This window comes from Parafrankia colletiae, from assembly GCF_001854655.1.
GTDB classification, from domain to species: Bacteria; Actinomycetota; Actinomycetes; order Frankiales; family Frankiaceae; genus Parafrankia; species Parafrankia colletiae.
In genome coordinates this window covers 40633-55770 of the sequence record NZ_MBLM01000142.1, presented here as the reverse complement: position 1 = coordinate 55770, position 15138 = coordinate 40633, and the positions used below count along the sequence as shown (strand labels likewise).

Annotated in this window: 7 protein-coding genes and 1 pseudogene; 4 read left to right on the top strand and 4 right to left on the bottom strand. The window is 70.3% G+C overall.

Annotated elements, in window-relative coordinates; translation table 11 throughout:
• From CC117_RS37575 to CC117_RS24855, 4 genes and pseudogenes are all read left to right on the top strand, one after another.
• Window positions 1–1248, top strand: a pseudogene (locus tag CC117_RS37575) (hypothetical protein); the annotation flags it as partial.
• Window positions 1248–3515 carry a DEAD/DEAH box helicase gene (locus tag CC117_RS24865; RefSeq protein ID WP_071088224.1) on the top strand — a complete coding sequence of 756 codons (2268 nt, stop codon included), beginning with the start codon at window positions 1248–1250 and terminating at the stop codon, window positions 3513–3515. The pseudogene CC117_RS37575 and the gene CC117_RS24865, both read left to right, overlap by 1 nt.
• 133 nt (window positions 3516–3648) lie before the next feature.
• The gene (locus CC117_RS24860) at window positions 3649–5223 is read left to right on the top strand and encodes an AAA family ATPase (RefSeq protein ID WP_071088221.1); all 1575 of its coding nucleotides are present in this window, start codon (window positions 3649–3651) and stop codon (window positions 5221–5223) included.
• Between the two features lie 145 nt (window positions 5224–5368).
• Entirely contained in the window at window positions 5369–6901 is a 1533-nt protein-coding gene (locus tag CC117_RS24855; RefSeq protein WP_071088219.1) for a hypothetical protein, read from the top strand.
• A gap of 59 nt (window positions 6902–6960) precedes the next feature.
• Here the strand turns inward: CC117_RS24855 and CC117_RS37100 are convergent, their stop codons facing one another.
• From CC117_RS37100 to CC117_RS24835, 4 genes are all read right to left on the bottom strand, one after another.
• Entirely contained in the window at window positions 6961–7143 is a 183-nt protein-coding gene (locus tag CC117_RS37100) for a hypothetical protein (protein WP_131803132.1), read from the bottom strand.
• Between the two features lie 194 nt (window positions 7144–7337).
• Window positions 7338–7931, bottom strand: coding sequence for a hypothetical protein (locus CC117_RS24845; RefSeq protein WP_071088214.1), 594 nt, complete (start codon window positions 7929–7931; stop codon window positions 7338–7340).
• A gap of 92 nt (window positions 7932–8023) precedes the next feature.
• Window positions 8024–13657, bottom strand: coding sequence for a DUF3320 domain-containing protein (locus CC117_RS24840; RefSeq protein ID WP_198541975.1), 5634 nt, complete (start codon window positions 13655–13657; stop codon window positions 8024–8026).
• 372 nt (window positions 13658–14029) lie between these two features.
• Window positions 14030–14941: a DUF7662 domain-containing protein gene (locus CC117_RS24835; protein ID WP_071088210.1), complete on the bottom strand. Its 912-nt coding sequence runs from the start codon at window positions 14939–14941 to the stop codon at window positions 14030–14032.
• Between the last annotated feature and the right edge of the window lie 197 nt (window positions 14942–15138).

Here is a 15138-nt window from a genome sequence, read left to right as displayed (position 1 = left end):
CCAGCGGACGTGGAGGAGTTCTTCCTGGCCGCCCTCCCCACCCTGGGTGGCCGCGTCGAGCCGCGAGAGCCCGGCCTGCACCAGGTCGTCCACGTCCCGCCCGCGCTGCGGGACACCCGTACGACGCACACCGGTCAGGACCCTGTCGTGTCTCCCACCCGGCGTGTCGTGCATCCCGGCTACCGGCGGGTCACCTTCGGTACCGGGCCCGCCAGGGCCGCGGAGCTGCTCGAACCGTCGCATCCCCTCGTCGAGGCGGTCACCGACGGGGTCCTGCGCCGGGCACGCGACGTGCTGCGGGGCGGAGCCGTGTTCGTCGACCCGACGGATCCGGGCGACGTTCCGCGGCTGCTCGCGATCGTCAGCGCCGAGATCCGGGACGGTCATCAGCCGGCCGGTGTGGTGTCGCGCCGGATGACGGTGGTGGAGCTGCGTCCGGACGGCACGGCGTCGGTCCGGGAACCCGCGCCGTACCTGCGGTATCTGGAACTGCGCGACGCCGCAGCCGTGGGGACGACGGCCCCGGGTACGGGTGCGGTGGGCCCGGGTGCGGGCCGGGGTGCCGTGGGTGCGGGTGTGGTGGGCCCGGTGGATGCCGTGCGCGCCGCGGCGCTCGCCGCCCCCGGCCGGGACGCCGCCCCCTGGCTGCGTGAACCGCCGGCCGACGTGGTGCGGACGTGGGCGTTCGACCATCTCCTGCCCTCTCACCTGGACGAGGTGCGGGCGCGGGTGCAGCCACCCGCGGAGCGGGCGAGGCGGTTGGTCGCCGACCGGCTGGGGGCCGAGATCGAGAAGTGGCGGGCCTGGCGGGCCGACGATCCGGGCCCGGCGAGGAGGAGCGGCACGCGGGCGGCCGGCGACGTGGTGACGCCCGCCTCCCGTGACCGCCGCATCAGCCCGGCGACCGCGCGGCAGCGCGCGGAGGTTCTGGAGTACCGGTTGGGCCGCCGGCTCGCCGACATCGAGGCGGACCTGCATCTCGACCAGCCCGAACCGGTCGTGGAGGCGGTGGCCCTCGTCGTCCCGGCAGGCCTTGCGACCCGCGTCGGCGTGCGCCTTCCCACCGTCTCGTCGAACGGGCAGGTGGAGGGAGTGGAGGGGATGGCCGGCGGCCACCCTGCTCCCGTGCCCTCTGTGCCGGTCGCGTCGTCCACGCCGCGGCCGCGGACGACGTCCCCGCCGGTATCCCCTGAGCCCACGCCTGCGCTCCAACCCCCGGCGCGCCGGTCGCGGCGGAGGTGGTTCTGATGGGGATCGACCCCGCGGACCGGCGGGCGGTCCGCGGGCTGCTGCAGCAGGCCGAGACGCTGGGTGCCGCCGCGCAGGCCGTCGAGGCGGGCAGGGCGCGGATCCGCGGGGAGGTCGAGCAGCGGTTCGTGGCGCTGCGCGGCCAGATGGTCCGGCGCGACCTGGCGACCATGCCGCTGGCCCGGCTGCGGGAGGTCACCGGCGAGCGGGTGCGCCTGGGCCCGCTGGAGACCGCCGGGTTCCGCACCGTGCTGGACGTCCTGAACACGCTCGACACGGGGCCTGCCCCGGCCCCGCGCATCGCCGGTCTCGGGGAGCGGTCGATCACGCAGATCGTCGCCGCCGCCCGGCAGCTCTCCGCTGCCGCCGAGGACAGCATCCGGTTCCACATCGAGCTCGACCCGGCCAACGCCTACAGCACCGATCTGCTCGTCGCGCTGCATCGGCTCGACCGTGTCGAACGCGCCCTCGCCCAAGCCCGCGCCGGTGACACGACGTCCGTTCTCGCCGAGGAGCTGCCCGCCCGGATCGGCGAGGCCGCCCCGGCACGGGGGCGAGTACGGCACCTGTTCGCCAGCCTGTCCGCGCGGGAACGGGCGGTCGCGGCGGTCAGTCGCATCGACGAGCTGCTCGGGCACGCGACCGCGACCGGCCTGGTGACGTCCACCGGACCGGACCAGATCGTCGGCCCGCTGCGTTCCGCGGGTGACCTGGTGGACGCACCGGTCGAACCGGGCGCCGTGTGGGAGGACTTCGAGCGACGCGCCCCCGAGTACTACGGCCTGCTCAGCCAGATCGTCGATCTCGGGCTGGACGTCGCCGCGGCCGAGGGCGGCCTGCCGGCCGAGATCGCCGAGCGGGTGCGGGCCCAGCAGCTCGACGAGTCGTACCGCAGGGTCGCGCTGCGCGGCTACCAGGCGTTCGGCGCACGGTTCGCGCTCGTCCAGCGACGGGTGATCATCGGCGACGAGATGGGCCTGGGCAAGACGATCCAGGCCATCGCCGCACTGGCGCACCTGCGGACGCTCGGCGCCACCCACTTCCTCGTGGTCGCGCCGGCCGCCGTCCTGGTCAACTGGATGCGGGAGGTCGAGGCCCGCAGCCTGCTCGCCGCCCGTCGCCTGCACGGGCCGGAACGCGCCGGTGAGCTGCGTCGCTGGACGCGCGACGGCGGTGTCGCGGTGACCACCTTCGACGTCGCGAGGTCCCTGGCGGTCCCGTCCGACGTCGAGATCGGGATGCTGGTCGTCGACGAGGCGCACTACATCAAGAACCCGCAGGCCCTGCGCTCGCAGGCGGTCCGCGGACTCGCCGACCGGGCCGGGCGGGTGCTGTTCCTCACCGGGACGCCGATGGAGAACCGGGTGGAGGAGTTCCGCGCCCTCGTCGGCTACCTGCAACCGGAGCTGACGACCGACCCGGGCACCGGACCGCTGCGGATGGCCTCCGAGGCGTTCCGGCGCGCGGTCGCCCCGGCCTACCTGCGCCGCAACATCGACGACGTGCTCTCCGAACTGCCCGAGCTGATCGAGGTCGAGGAGGCCGAGGACTTCGGCCCGGCCGAGGAGCGTGCCTACCGCCACGCCGTGCTCGCCGGCAACTTCATGGCCATGCGCCGCGCCGCCTACCCGGCCCCGGCCGCACCGGGCAGCTCCGCCGCACCCGGCGGCGGCGTCGGCGGCCAGGTCGGCAAGCTGCGACGGCTGCTCGACATCGTCGCCGAGGCGGCGTCCAACCGGCGCAAGGTCGTCGTCTTCTCCTATTTCCTGGACGTCCTGACGGTGGTGGAGCAGGCGCTCCGGGCCGAGCTGGGTGGCGTGGTGACGGTCGTCGGCCCCCTCGACGGCGGCACGCCGGCGACCGCGCGGCAGCGCATCGTCGACGAGTTCAGTTCCGTCGCCGGTCCGGCGGTGCTGGTCAGCCAGATCGCGGCCGGCGGCACCGGTCTGAACATGCAGGCGGCGTCCGTGGTGATCCTGTGTGAGCCGCAGGTGAAACCCACCCTGGAGCAGCAGGCGATCGCCCGGTGCCACCGGATGGGCCAGGTCCGCGGCGTGCAGGTGCACCGCCTGGTCAGCACCGTCGGGGTGGACCGGCGCCTGCGCGAGATCCTCGCCGAGAAACGGCGGATGTTCGACGCCTTCGCCCGGCGCAGCGCCGTCGCCGAGGGCACCCCCGACGCCGTGGACGTCTCCGAGCAGGAACTCGCCCGCCAGATCGTCGAAGCCGAACAGCTGCGCATCGCCACCGAGGCCGCCACCACCTGAACCCGCCCCGGACGCCTCAGTCGGGGTGGCCGCCGGTCCTGCGACGTGCGTGATCGTCTGGAGCTCGCGGGTCGGTAGGCTCGGGTACACAGAGCACGGCGTGTCGGTGCCGGTCCGGAGAGGGAGTGAGACGATGGGGCGCCGCTTCAACACGGCTGGCCCCTGCCGGCCGGACAGGCACTACATGATCCCGGCGCTGCCCAGGCTGCCGGAGGCCCCTGGCCTCGTCGAGCAGGAGGCGTACTTCGTCGTGCACGCGCCCCGGCAGACGGGGAAGACAACGACGCTTCGGGCGCTCGCGGAGGAGCTGACTGCCTCGGGGCGGTACGCCGCGCTGTGGTTCTCGTGCGAGACCGGCCAGGCACGGGCGGACGACGTCGGCGCGGCGACCCGCGGGATCCTCGACCAGATCACGGACGAGGCGAGATACGCGCTTCCGCCCGAGCTGAACCCGCCGCCGTGGCCGGAGGCCTCCGACAACAGCCTTCTCTCCAGGGCGCTCACGGCCTGGGCGGATGCCTGCCCTCGCCCGCTGGTGCTCGTCTTCGACGAGATCGACGCGCTGAAGGGGGCGGCACTGATCACCGTCCTCAGCCAGTTGCGCAACGGCTACACCGGCCGCTCGACCCGTCCCTTTCCCTGCTCGGTCGCCCTGGTCGGTCTACGCGACGTTCGCGACTACAAAGCTGCGGCCGGCGGTGCCCCCGCCGCTCTGGGGAGTTCCAGCCCATTCAATATCAAGCTCGAGTCTCTCCGGCTCGGTGACTTCACCCTCGACGAGGTCCGGAAGCTCTACGATCAGCACACTGCCGACACCGGCCAGCAGTTCGCTCCGGAGGCTGTCGAGTACGCCAGCGAACTCACGCGGGGCCAGCCCTGGCTCGTCAACGCCCTGGCCCGCGAAGTCGTCGAGAAGATCGCGGTTCCCGTCGGCGAAGTCATCACCGTCGAGCACATCGCCGCGGCAAAGGAACGGCTGATCCTCGCGCGCGCGACCCACCTTGACTCCCTCGCCGCCCGCCTCGCCGAACCTCGGGTGCGCGCGATCCTCGAGCCGATCCTCGCGGGTGGGATCGCGGCTTTCGATCCCTATGACGACGGTCTGATCTATACCCGCGACCTCGGCCTGATCGCCCCCGAGAACCCGCCCCGCATCGCCAACCCCATCTACCACGAGGTCATCCCCCGCGTCCTCGCCTCCGGCGTGGCTGCCACCGTCACCGCCAATCCTCAGGCATTCGTCCTGTCTGACGGCCGGTTCGATTTTCCCGGGCTGCTCACCGCCTTCGCCGAGTTCTGGGCGGAACACGGTCGGGCTCTCGCCGCCAAGCAGCCCGACTACCACGAGATCGCACCCCACATCGTGCTCATGGGCTTCTTGCAGCGCATTGTGAACGGCGGCGGTTTTGTCGACCGCGAGTACGGCATCGGCTCAGGCCGCATCGACCTCCTGCTGCGGTGGCCCTACACAGATGCGACCGGAGCCCGTCAGACCCAGCGCGAGGCACTTGAGCTGAAGGTCTGGCGCAAGGGCAGGTCGGATCCGCTCCGCTCGGCGCTGGACCAGCTCGACCATTACCTCGACGGCCTCACGCTTCCCACCGGAACATTGATCATCTTCGATGGTCGAGGGAAGAAGAACCCCAGGCCCGCCATCAGCACGACCACCAGCCCCGCCAGCCGGACCATAACCCTTCTACGCTGCTGACAGGCACACCGACGGACTGGGTGTCGCACCGGAGCCGCCGTCACCTGAACCCGCCCCGCGCGCACATCAGATGCCCGCCGTGACCACCGTGGCCGCGAGGGGGTGACYGGACCTCGGCATGGATGCCCCCGGGTAGGCTCTCCGGGTGCTTCGTCTGCAACAGGCTGTAATCGAAGAGTTCGCCACCTGGGCGTCCGCGGAAGGCAGCGTCCCGGGTGCTGGACTCGACGGCGCGGGTGGGGGTGGGCCCGGCCGGCAGTGGCGTGATCGCATCGCGATCCTGCTGCAGGCTCGCGCGGATCACCTGGGCCGGCCCGACCCGACCCGCTGGCGCAGCGGCGACGTCCACGACCTGTTCATGGCCTACGTGGTGCCCCGGCAGGTCGATGCCTGGGGCCTCGCCGCGCACGGCCTGGACACCATTCGGGACTTCCTGCGTTTCCTCGACGCCACCGACCGGCTGCACCCGGCCAGCATCCGCGTAGCGACCCTACTCAAGGAGCTGGACCGGCTCGCCGGGAAGTACCCGGCCGCCATGGCCGACACGAGTCGGTGGCAGCTGGCGAAACGGGTCTTCACCGCGATCCTGGCCGACGGCCTCAGCCTGGACGACGACGACCCCGCCGTGCTCGACGACTGGGCGGCGAGGTTCAGCGCACGCGACGCGGCGGGCCGTCGCCTGGTACTCGGCGAGCTGATGGATGACCATCCCGGCTACGCCACCGGGCGGCTGCTCATCCACGAGGGTCAGGTTGCGATCCTCGCGTCCGGTAGACCGCCCGCGAAGCACCTGGTGTGGCCTGACGCGGCCTGCGACTGCGGCTGCCAGCAGCAGGCACGCTTCCCAGCTGTCTCGCTGCCCGACGAGGCGACCCTCGCCCGGCAGATCGCCACCGGCGGTGCCGGTGTGCTACGCCGGCTCGCCCTGCTGGCCACCTGGGCTGCCAGCGACGAGGGCAGGAACGTCGACAGCCGCGGCGACCTTCGCAGGGCCGACCGGCCGGCGCTGCTCGCCGCGCTCGACCTGCCGGAGGAGTTCGAGCGGCGAGGGGGCACACCGGCCCTGGCCCGGCTGTGGCAGCTGGCGATCGAGTTCGACGTCATCCAGCTCCGCCGCACCCGCGTCGTCCCCGGCGCCACGGCGGCACACCTCCAGGACGCACTGGCCGGCGCCGGTAAGCCCGAGCTGACCGTCGAGCTGTGGACCGACCTCGCCGACGTCCTCATCCAGCCGGTGGAGCCGCCCACCAAGCCCAGGGAGGGCGAACACCTGCGCGACTGGCTGCGTCCGTGGGTGCCCTGGTTCCTCGGCAGCCTCTACACGGCCACCGCCGCCGGTGAACCCGCGGACCTGGACCTCCTCACCGACGAGGTTCTCGACGACCACGCCGACCAGGTGCCGCCCGGCGATCCCGAAATGTTCGCAGCACTCGCCGCCGCGTCGATCCGCATGACCCTCGCCAGCCTCGCCGACCATGGGGCGGTCACGGTCACCGGAGCTCCCGAGGACATCGACCCCCGCCAGGCCGCGGCCGCCGCCGCGATCGGCACGGCACCGTGGGCCGTGCTTCCCTCGCCGGGCCTCACCGTCGACCTCACCGACCTCGGCCGCCACCTGGTACGCCGACATCTCCTCGCCGAGAACGCCGACGCTCCCCTGGCCGGTCACGGAGCATGAAAGGTCAGGGTCTGGCCTCGGCCAGCATCCTGACCACGGCTCCACGCTGATCCGGTCGATCAGGGGACAGTGGTCTGCGATTTCCCTGCATGTGCCCGCTGGCGGCGGTAACGCTCAACGAGGAGCGACACCAGGAACAGCCCCGCGCCGACGGCGGCGTAGATGAAGCCCCAGAAGACCGCCAGCCACACGGTGAACAGGGCGCCGACCACGGTGCCTGCGCGACGCTGGAAGGTCTGCACTGCGGTGTCACCGAAGGCACCCCCGACACCGTGGACGTGTCGGAGCAGGAGCTGGCCCGTCAGACCGGAGGCCGAGCAGCTTGCGCATCGCCACCGAGGCCGCCACGGCCTGAACCCGCCCCGCACACGCCTCGATCAAGCCGGACGCGGCCTCTCGCCGGCCCTTTACCACCCCGCGACCGCGAACCCGACCGTCAGGGCTGCGGGAAGCATTTTACCAGCCATCCCCAAACAATTTCCTTCTCCCCCGAGACCTCTTCACCTATCAGCTCGTCAATCTYGGCTTCAGAAGCAGGGAGAACGGTCTCCCATCCCTCCGCAGCCCGGAAGAGACTCGCGAACAACACACGGTCACCCCAGATCGAGCGCAACGCCCCGCCGACCGCAAAATACTGATCCTCGACGAGCTGCTCAAGAATGTCCTCCGGAACATCGAAGGAGAAGTCTTCGTACTCGACGTCTATGCCCAGACTTGCGGCAAGCCGCCGCACGATGGCGGGCTTGACCGGCAGTGAACCACCCAGGTAGTCGATGATCTCATCATCCCGCCAGTCGTCCATACTGCCGTCATCAAATGCAATCGCGCAGAAGTCGCGGTACACAGCTCCCAGCGCCGCCGCCCGCAGTAGGCAACGCACGCGGTCCATATCCGACCGGCGCACAGTCAGTCCGGAGCCGGCGAGAGCCTGCCAGGCCTCTGCGGCCCATTGCAGTCCGGTGCCATCAGCCTCGCCGCTCAAGCCACCCAGCACGAGAGAGGTCACCTGCTCAACCTCTGCAAAATCCATGACACTTCCCATAGCTCTCCCCCTGTAACTCTGTCGTCCGGCGTGCCCGAACACGACGACGGAACCACTCGAACAGCAATCGTTTCGATCTCTTATCGGGACGGCGCCGATCCGGCGGAACTGCTCGTGGGCACGCCACCGAGAAATCCGTTGGCGTTGCGGACGAGCTGGTCTCCGGAAACGAGGACGTCAATGACCTCCCGTAGCCGGTTGGCGATCTCGGTGCCTCGCCGGCGCCAGCCGAAGATTTCGGTCTGGATGTACGACAGCAGGTCGCCTTCGCTGATCCCCCCGCTGTCGCGCACGGTGTTGGTGACAGCGAGCGCCAGCTCACCGTGGTAGACGTGGGAAACCTTGCGCTGGCACTGGTCGGTCCATGTCCGGACCATGGTCAGTTCGGCGTCGTGCGCCAGCAGGAACTCACCGTCACGCCCCACCCCGGCCCGCGTGATCGCCCTGTCGATGTTGGCGCGGATTCTCACGCCTATTCGCTCGGTCCGCCAGAGCTCGCGGAGGCGCTGGTAGAGGAGATCCAGATGGATCGGGCCCTCAGCGGCAACGATGTCACGGATGTCCTTGGCGATGATTCCGACGTTCAAGGGCTCGCCGAGCTCGTAGTCGCGGCTTCGTCCTTGGACGACGGCGAGTTGGTAGGGCTCGGCCCAGGCCGGCGTCGCGGCGACGTCGCCGGGTTGCACGGAGACACCGGCGCCGGCAGCGGTCTGCGCCGGCTCCTCCGCCGCCATCTCCAGGGGCGGGGCCGGCTCCGGCTGCCAGGTGACGGCCTGTGTGAACACATCGGTCCCCGGGGCGGCAAGCGTATTCTCCAGCGTTTCCCGCAGCTGCTTCTCGGCGCCGACGCGGTCGCGGTACCAGGCCGTTCCCCACACGCGGTGCAGCCGCCACCCAAGGCCGGTGAGAATCTGGGCACGCAGTCGGTCCCGGTCCCTGGCGGTTTTTGCCGAATGGTACTGACGGCCATCGCACTCGACACCGAGCAGATACACACCGGGCCGCTCCGGGTGCTGAACGCCGATGTCGACGCGGTAGCCGGCGGCGCCGACCTGTGGAGTGACGTCGTATCCCCACGAACGGATCGCCGCCATGACCGACCCCTCGAGAGGTGTCTCGGTGTCGCCTGCCGGGCCGCGGCCCAGGCCGAGCGCGGCCAGGCCGCGCTCGGCGAAGTCGAGATAGCGGCGCAGGTGCCCGACGGACTCCCGGTCGGAGACGAGGTCGGCCGCGCGGATGCTGCTGACGATCTCGTTGCGATATCTGGCTCGGGTGACGGCGACGTTGAGGCGGCGCCAACCGCCCTGCCGCAGCAGCGGGYCGAGAGAACCGGTGTGGAACTTTCCCGCATCGTCCGGGCCGTACCCGACCGAGAAGATCATCACGTCCCGCTCGTCGCCCTGCACGGACTCCAGGTTCTTGACGAAGAATCCGTCGAGTCGATCTTCCGTGAAGAACCTCTCGAGTTCGGGATGCCCGGCCCGTACCCGCTCCACCTCCGTGGCGACCGCATCCGCCTGTGCCTGCGAGAAGGCGATGACACCGAGTGTCATACCGGGCCGGTGGGTGAAGTGGTGGACGACTCGTTCGGCGACCTTCCGTGCCTCGACGGGATTGTCTCGGCCGCGGCCACGGTGATAGACCCCGTCCGGGACGTGGAACAGCTCGACACCGACGTCAGAGCCGCCCACCCAGGCACTGGGGAAGGTGACGAGGTTACTTTCGTAGAACGAGGCGTTGGAGAACGCGATGAGGGATTCGTGTCTTGACCGGTAGTGCCAGCGCAGCTGCAGGCTTCTGATCTGCGCGGAACCCCGGGCCAGGTCGAGGATCGACTCGAAGTCACCGACGTCGTCGTCCCCCTCGCCGTCCCATTCCTCCATGTCAGACGTGGCCGCGAAGAAGTTGCTGGGCGGAAGCTGGCGCGGATCACCGGCGGCGACGAAGGCCCGGCCGCGGTAGATGCAGTTGACCGCGTCGCCGGGGCTCACCTGGCTCGCCTCGTCGAAGATGGTCACGTCGAAGCGCATGTCGGCCGGCAGGAACTGGCTGACGGCCAGCGGGGACATCATGAAACAGGGCTTGAGCGTGTGTACCACTGGTCCGGCCTGTTCGAGCAGCCTCCGGACCGGCAGGTGTTTTCTTTTCTTCTCAGCCTCGCGCCGGATGACCGCGGCGCCGCCCACGATGTCGAGCCGCGGGCGGCGAGCGTTGCAGGCGGTGACGATGTCACTGACGGCGGCCCGGATCAGCTTCCGGTCAAGGTGCCGGTACTCCTCGACGAGCGCGTCACAGTCCACAGACCGGATGTACGCGAACCCGGGGTCGGTCAGCAGATGGTGATCGACCCAGCTCCGGAGAAACGCGCCTTCGATGACCGGCCCCACCTGCTCGGCGTTGATCTGGTTGGCGGGATCCACGCAGAAGGCCACGGTCTCGGCGAGACCACATCTCTCCAGGGTCCGGCGGGCGTCCTGGTGGCTGAGCCACTCCTGCTGACCGTCCGGGTCCGCCTGCAATGTCTGCAGCAGCTGGCGCGCGGCGGCGGGATCGTCCAGTTCCGACGCAAGCCGGTCGGCACGCGGTTCGCCGAAACCTGCGATGAGGGCCGTCTTCGCCTCATCCCAGCGGATGGCGGCGGCCGCCAGAGCCTCCGGCTCGTACGGCTCCCCCTGGCGCAGGGCGGCAAGCTGTTCGCCCGACAGCACGTCCTGGTCGGCCGTGGCCTCGTCGCGTAGCTGCCCGGCCCACGCGAGTGCTTCCCAGACTGCCTTCAGATCGGTGTCGCGGCCGCGGTAGAGACCGTCGCCGAGGATGGACGGGAAGGTGGGGCTGCGGTCGGCGAGTCCGGCGGTCGCGTCGTCGACCGCCCGCCGCAGCCCGACGAGCGAGCGTGCCTCCTCAAGGGTGACGACACGGCCGATCGCGTCGCCGACCTGCTGGGTGAAATCGGCCGCGACCCCAAGTGCGGGCAGCTGTGCCCGCGCCCAGTGCGCGGCCTCGGCCAGCCCGTCGCTGCGCAGTTGGGGACGCATTGCGGCTGCTGGCGCCGGAGCAAGGCGGCCGTACCAGTGCCGCAGGTCCCGACGTGTCTGCCGCACGGCGTCGAGCAGGCCGTCGTTGGGCGGGGCATCTCGGGCGATCACCTCCGCAAGGCGACCAAGGTCCAGTCGGTCCGCACGGTGCAGAGCCGCCCGGGCCCGTTCCAGCGCGGCGGCGAGGTGCGCGAAATCTGTCTCGCGGCCCGCGTGGTAGCTGCCAAGAGAGGTGGCGTGCACCGCGTCGACCTCGGCCAGCCGGGTCGCGGCGGCCTTCCACCGCACCGCGAGCGACAGATGATCGATCGCTTCACGCACCGAGCGGCCGGGAGCCACGAGCCCTGCCAGGACCTTGCGATCCGCGCGGCTGCTGCCGAGCAGTTTCCTCATGCCGTGGTGCACCTCGGCGAACCGCCGGGAAAGCCCTTCGACGTCGGCGTCCAGCACAGCCGGCGTGAAGTAGGGCACCGCGGCGCGCTCGGCCGACTCGAGGTCGGAAACCGCACTTCTCAGGGCCTCGCGGACGATGCAGGCGTCCTCATAGCCGCCGGCTGACAGCCAGCCGCGTTCCGGGCGCGCTCCCCGCTCGGCAAGGTCGGCAAACGTCAGCACCTCGTCGGCCTGCTCGAAAGAGGTGATGTTCGGGTCGCGATAGCCGAGCAGGTAGGCGATGTCGGCGAGCGATCCCAGCCGTGTCTCGAGCATCTGCGCATCCGCGGACAGACTTTCCCGCAACCTCAGGATCTCACCCGGGGTGAGCGAATCCAACCGGATCGGGGCGACTGCCAGGGCGGGCAGTTCCGCGAAGGCCTGTCGTGTCGGATCGGCTGGGGAAAGCTTCTCGGACAGCACGTTCCAGGGCGTTGCGGCGACGCGCGAGACCTCGTTCTCACGCCTGGCGATCTCGGCGAGGTCGACTTCGAGTTCCTTCGCCGTACTTCGCACGTCCGCGAGCGAGCGCGTCGTCAGCCAACTGTCAGGCACTCCGGCAGGCCTCGCCGACCAGCACCTCAGAACAGTGGCCAGCTGGTAGGCCTGACTCGGGGCCGCCAGATCCAGGGCCTGCGCCGGAGCCGGGTACACGGCCATCACCCGGGACAGCCCCTCGAACGCCCGCAGGGCGTCCTCAGTGGTGGCAGCCATCGGCCGGACCTCGCGAACCTGCCGCCAGACGAAGGACTCCCCCAGCTCGGCCGGCCGCCACGACCGCGCGAGACCGGCGGCGGCGTCCAGAACCTCAGCGAACGTACTCGCGGACACACGCTCCACCGAACGGACGGAGCTGGGAGCCAACGGCATCTCCCCCAGCTGGGCGAGTGCACCGAGCACCTGATGCACCGATCGCCCCAGGGGCTCCCGCGTCCGGTTCATCGCCTCCGCGTACCCCGTCAGCCGCTCCCGGCTGGTTCGGGCACGTTCACGCTCGGCCGGCGGCAAAGGCTCGGGAGCACGGACCGTGTTGGCCAGGGTCCGGCCCAGCGCGGCGGAGACCTCCTGGCGGGAGGCCTTCGCGGAATGCAGTTCCAGCAGGTAGGAGTCCAGCCTGACCTCGGTGAGGCGGTTCCGGACGACATCGAGCGCCGCCGCCTTCTCCGACACGAACAACACGCTCTTCCCGGCGTGCAGCAGCGCGGCGATCATGTTCGCGATCGTCTGGGACTTCCCCGCGCCTGGCGGACCGTCCAGGACGAAGGAGCGGCCGTCGACGGCCGCGGCCACACAGGCCCGCTGCGACGCGTCCGCGTCCAGGACGAGCGGGTTCTCCTCCGGCGCGGCGGTGATGTCCATCGCCGATTCGGAGATTTCTTCGAAATACAGGTCGCCGGTACCCGCACTCGCCCGGCCAGTCGCGAGCGCACGTATCACCGGATGCGCGACGATTGCATCCTCGTTCTCCTTGAGGTCCTGGTACATCGCCTCCTTCGCGAACGAGAAGAGGGAGAGCTCGGCACTGCCCTCGACTCGCCATCCCGGCTTTTCGGAAACCGCTCGTCCAACGGCGGAAAGAAGCGAGGCAAGACCGCCGTTCTCCACTTCCTCGACCGACGGAAGTTCCACCTCGAAATCCTGCAGGCGCAGTTTCAGCGCCGGGTTGACGATCGGGTCGCCGTCCATGAGGGAAAGCGTCGGGTCCAGACCACGGCCCAGCCTGTCCAGTTGCACCGGCACCAGGAGCAGCGGGCTCGCTGTCTCCCGGTCGGTCTCGTCGGTCCAGGTCAGCGTGCCCAGCGCAAGGTAGAGCGTCCACAGACCGCGGTCGAGGTACTGCTCGCTCGAACGCCGCAGCAAGGTGCGCAACGCGCTGGAGAGAGATCGTGGATCGCGCCGCGTGTCCAGCACGTACGGGGCCAGCTCCGGTTCTGGATCATCGACGGAGACGTCGAGCCCGTCACTCGGGAGATCCGTACCGCCGTCGCCGTTCACGGCTCCCCTGCCGTTGACGGCACCGTCCCCGTCCGCGGCGTCTGGCGCCGGCTCGGGAAGCAGCGCGCGAATTCGACAGACCTCACCACCCGTGACCCACTCATGGATCTCGGCCGCGGACGGCCGCACGATTTTGATCGTCGACTTCGTCGAACGTGGCCGGAGCATCGGATTCGTGAAACCGAGGTTCAGGAGCCCGTCGCGCCAGGTGCGTACCGACGAACGAACGCGGCCCTCTTCTACAGCATCCACCAGAGATCCCCCACCGCAGCGCCAACGATTCCACGCGAGACACAGAACAGCCACGCGAGAACGCCCTATCACCGATCCCGAGCCGTCCGCGAGCTGTTGGGATTTCGATGGGCTGGTATCGAGCATTCCAGGATGCGGCGTGTCACACCCGTTATCTCAACTACCCACAAGATCCATTGGCCAGGATGCGCGGACAGGTCGGATCGGTCGAGCGCCTGATCCTACGATCCTCGCCGACCGGCGTCGACCGACGGAGTTCGCGCGGCCGGTCCAGAAATGYTGACGGCAGTCGGGGCCAAGTCCGACGTCAGCGCCGCCGAGCGGGGCGCAACCTGTCACAGGACGACCGTGGGACTCTGAGGCCCACGGGGCTCACCCGCGGGCCGTGGCGATGTCGGCATGATGATCGGCGCCGCCCGCGCCAGCGCCGCCCGCACCAGCGCCGCCGGCTCCGGCTCCGGCGTGCACCTCGCCGTGTTCGTCGACGAACAGGACCCCGATCGCGGCGCGGCCAAGGCTGAGGCAGGTCCGTTCATACAGGCGGCGGTAGGTCGCCACGTCCGGCAGACCGATCGCCACCTCGTAGTCCGGAAACTCGTCGAGAGTGAGCATCGCCTTCAGGACGGCATGCGCGAACCAGTGGCGGGCCTGCGTCGCAGGCTGGGTCGGCTTGATCTCGGCCACCCGTCTGGGATCCGCGTAGGTGCCGCGGGTGGGGAACCCCTTCACCTCGACAGCCAGGGTGCGGCCGCCCCGGGCGGCGAGGATGTCGATACCGCGCTCCCTCGTCGCGGTGTCCGCGGTCCATCGGATCTGCCAGCCGGCCCGAACCAGGTGGGTGACGAGCACTGCCTGCACCGAGGCCTCCGAGAACCCATCGGCCGGAGCCACGGGGCCCGGCGCATCGCCAGAACCGCGCGGGGCAGCCGCCGAGCCGACATCCGCGACAGGGTCCGCCGGCCGCCGCGCATCCCCGGGGCCCTCCGCCGGCGCGGCGGCTGACGCTCGCTGCGCCGCCCTGCGGGCGGCATAGGTTCCGCCCCGGGCTCCTCTGGCGAAGATGACCCGAGCGGCGTCCAGATGCACCGAGTCGACATGCCAGCCGGCATCGTGCCACGCCGCCGCCTGGACATTGGAGCTGTTCGCCCACCAGGCCCGGAACTGCCGCGCCGACGGTGGCAACGCCCCGACCAGCCCCTCGATCGCCTCAAAGCCCAGCGCCTCGGCAGCCGCCTGGGCCGGAAGACCCGCCAGATAATCCCGCAGAGCGTCGTACCTGCCCATGACTCCCCCAGAGGCCGCCAAGCACACCGTCTCGGAGGACCGTAACGGTCGGACCCAACGGGCAGGATGAGGGTCATGACGGGGCTTTGTGGGATGACCGGACAACATGGAACGGGTGCGTCACCTACGGCGACGACACCCCGGAGTCGCGACTGAACTGGATCCGATGGAGACTGGYCTGCGAGCTGACAGCACGC

Bases quoted from the DNA above. Each gene is read 5' to 3' on its own strand.
- CC117_RS24835 (WP_071088210.1), bottom strand. From the start codon at position 14,941: ATGGGCAGGTACGACGCTCTGCGGGATTATCTGGCGGGTCTTCCGGCC.
- CC117_RS24865 (WP_071088224.1), top strand. From the start codon at position 1,248: ATGGGGATCGACCCCGCGGACCGGCGGGCGGTCCGCGGGCTGCTGCAG.
- CC117_RS24860 (WP_071088221.1), top strand. From the start codon at position 3,649: ATGGGGCGCCGCTTCAACACGGCTGGCCCCTGCCGGCCGGACAGGCAC.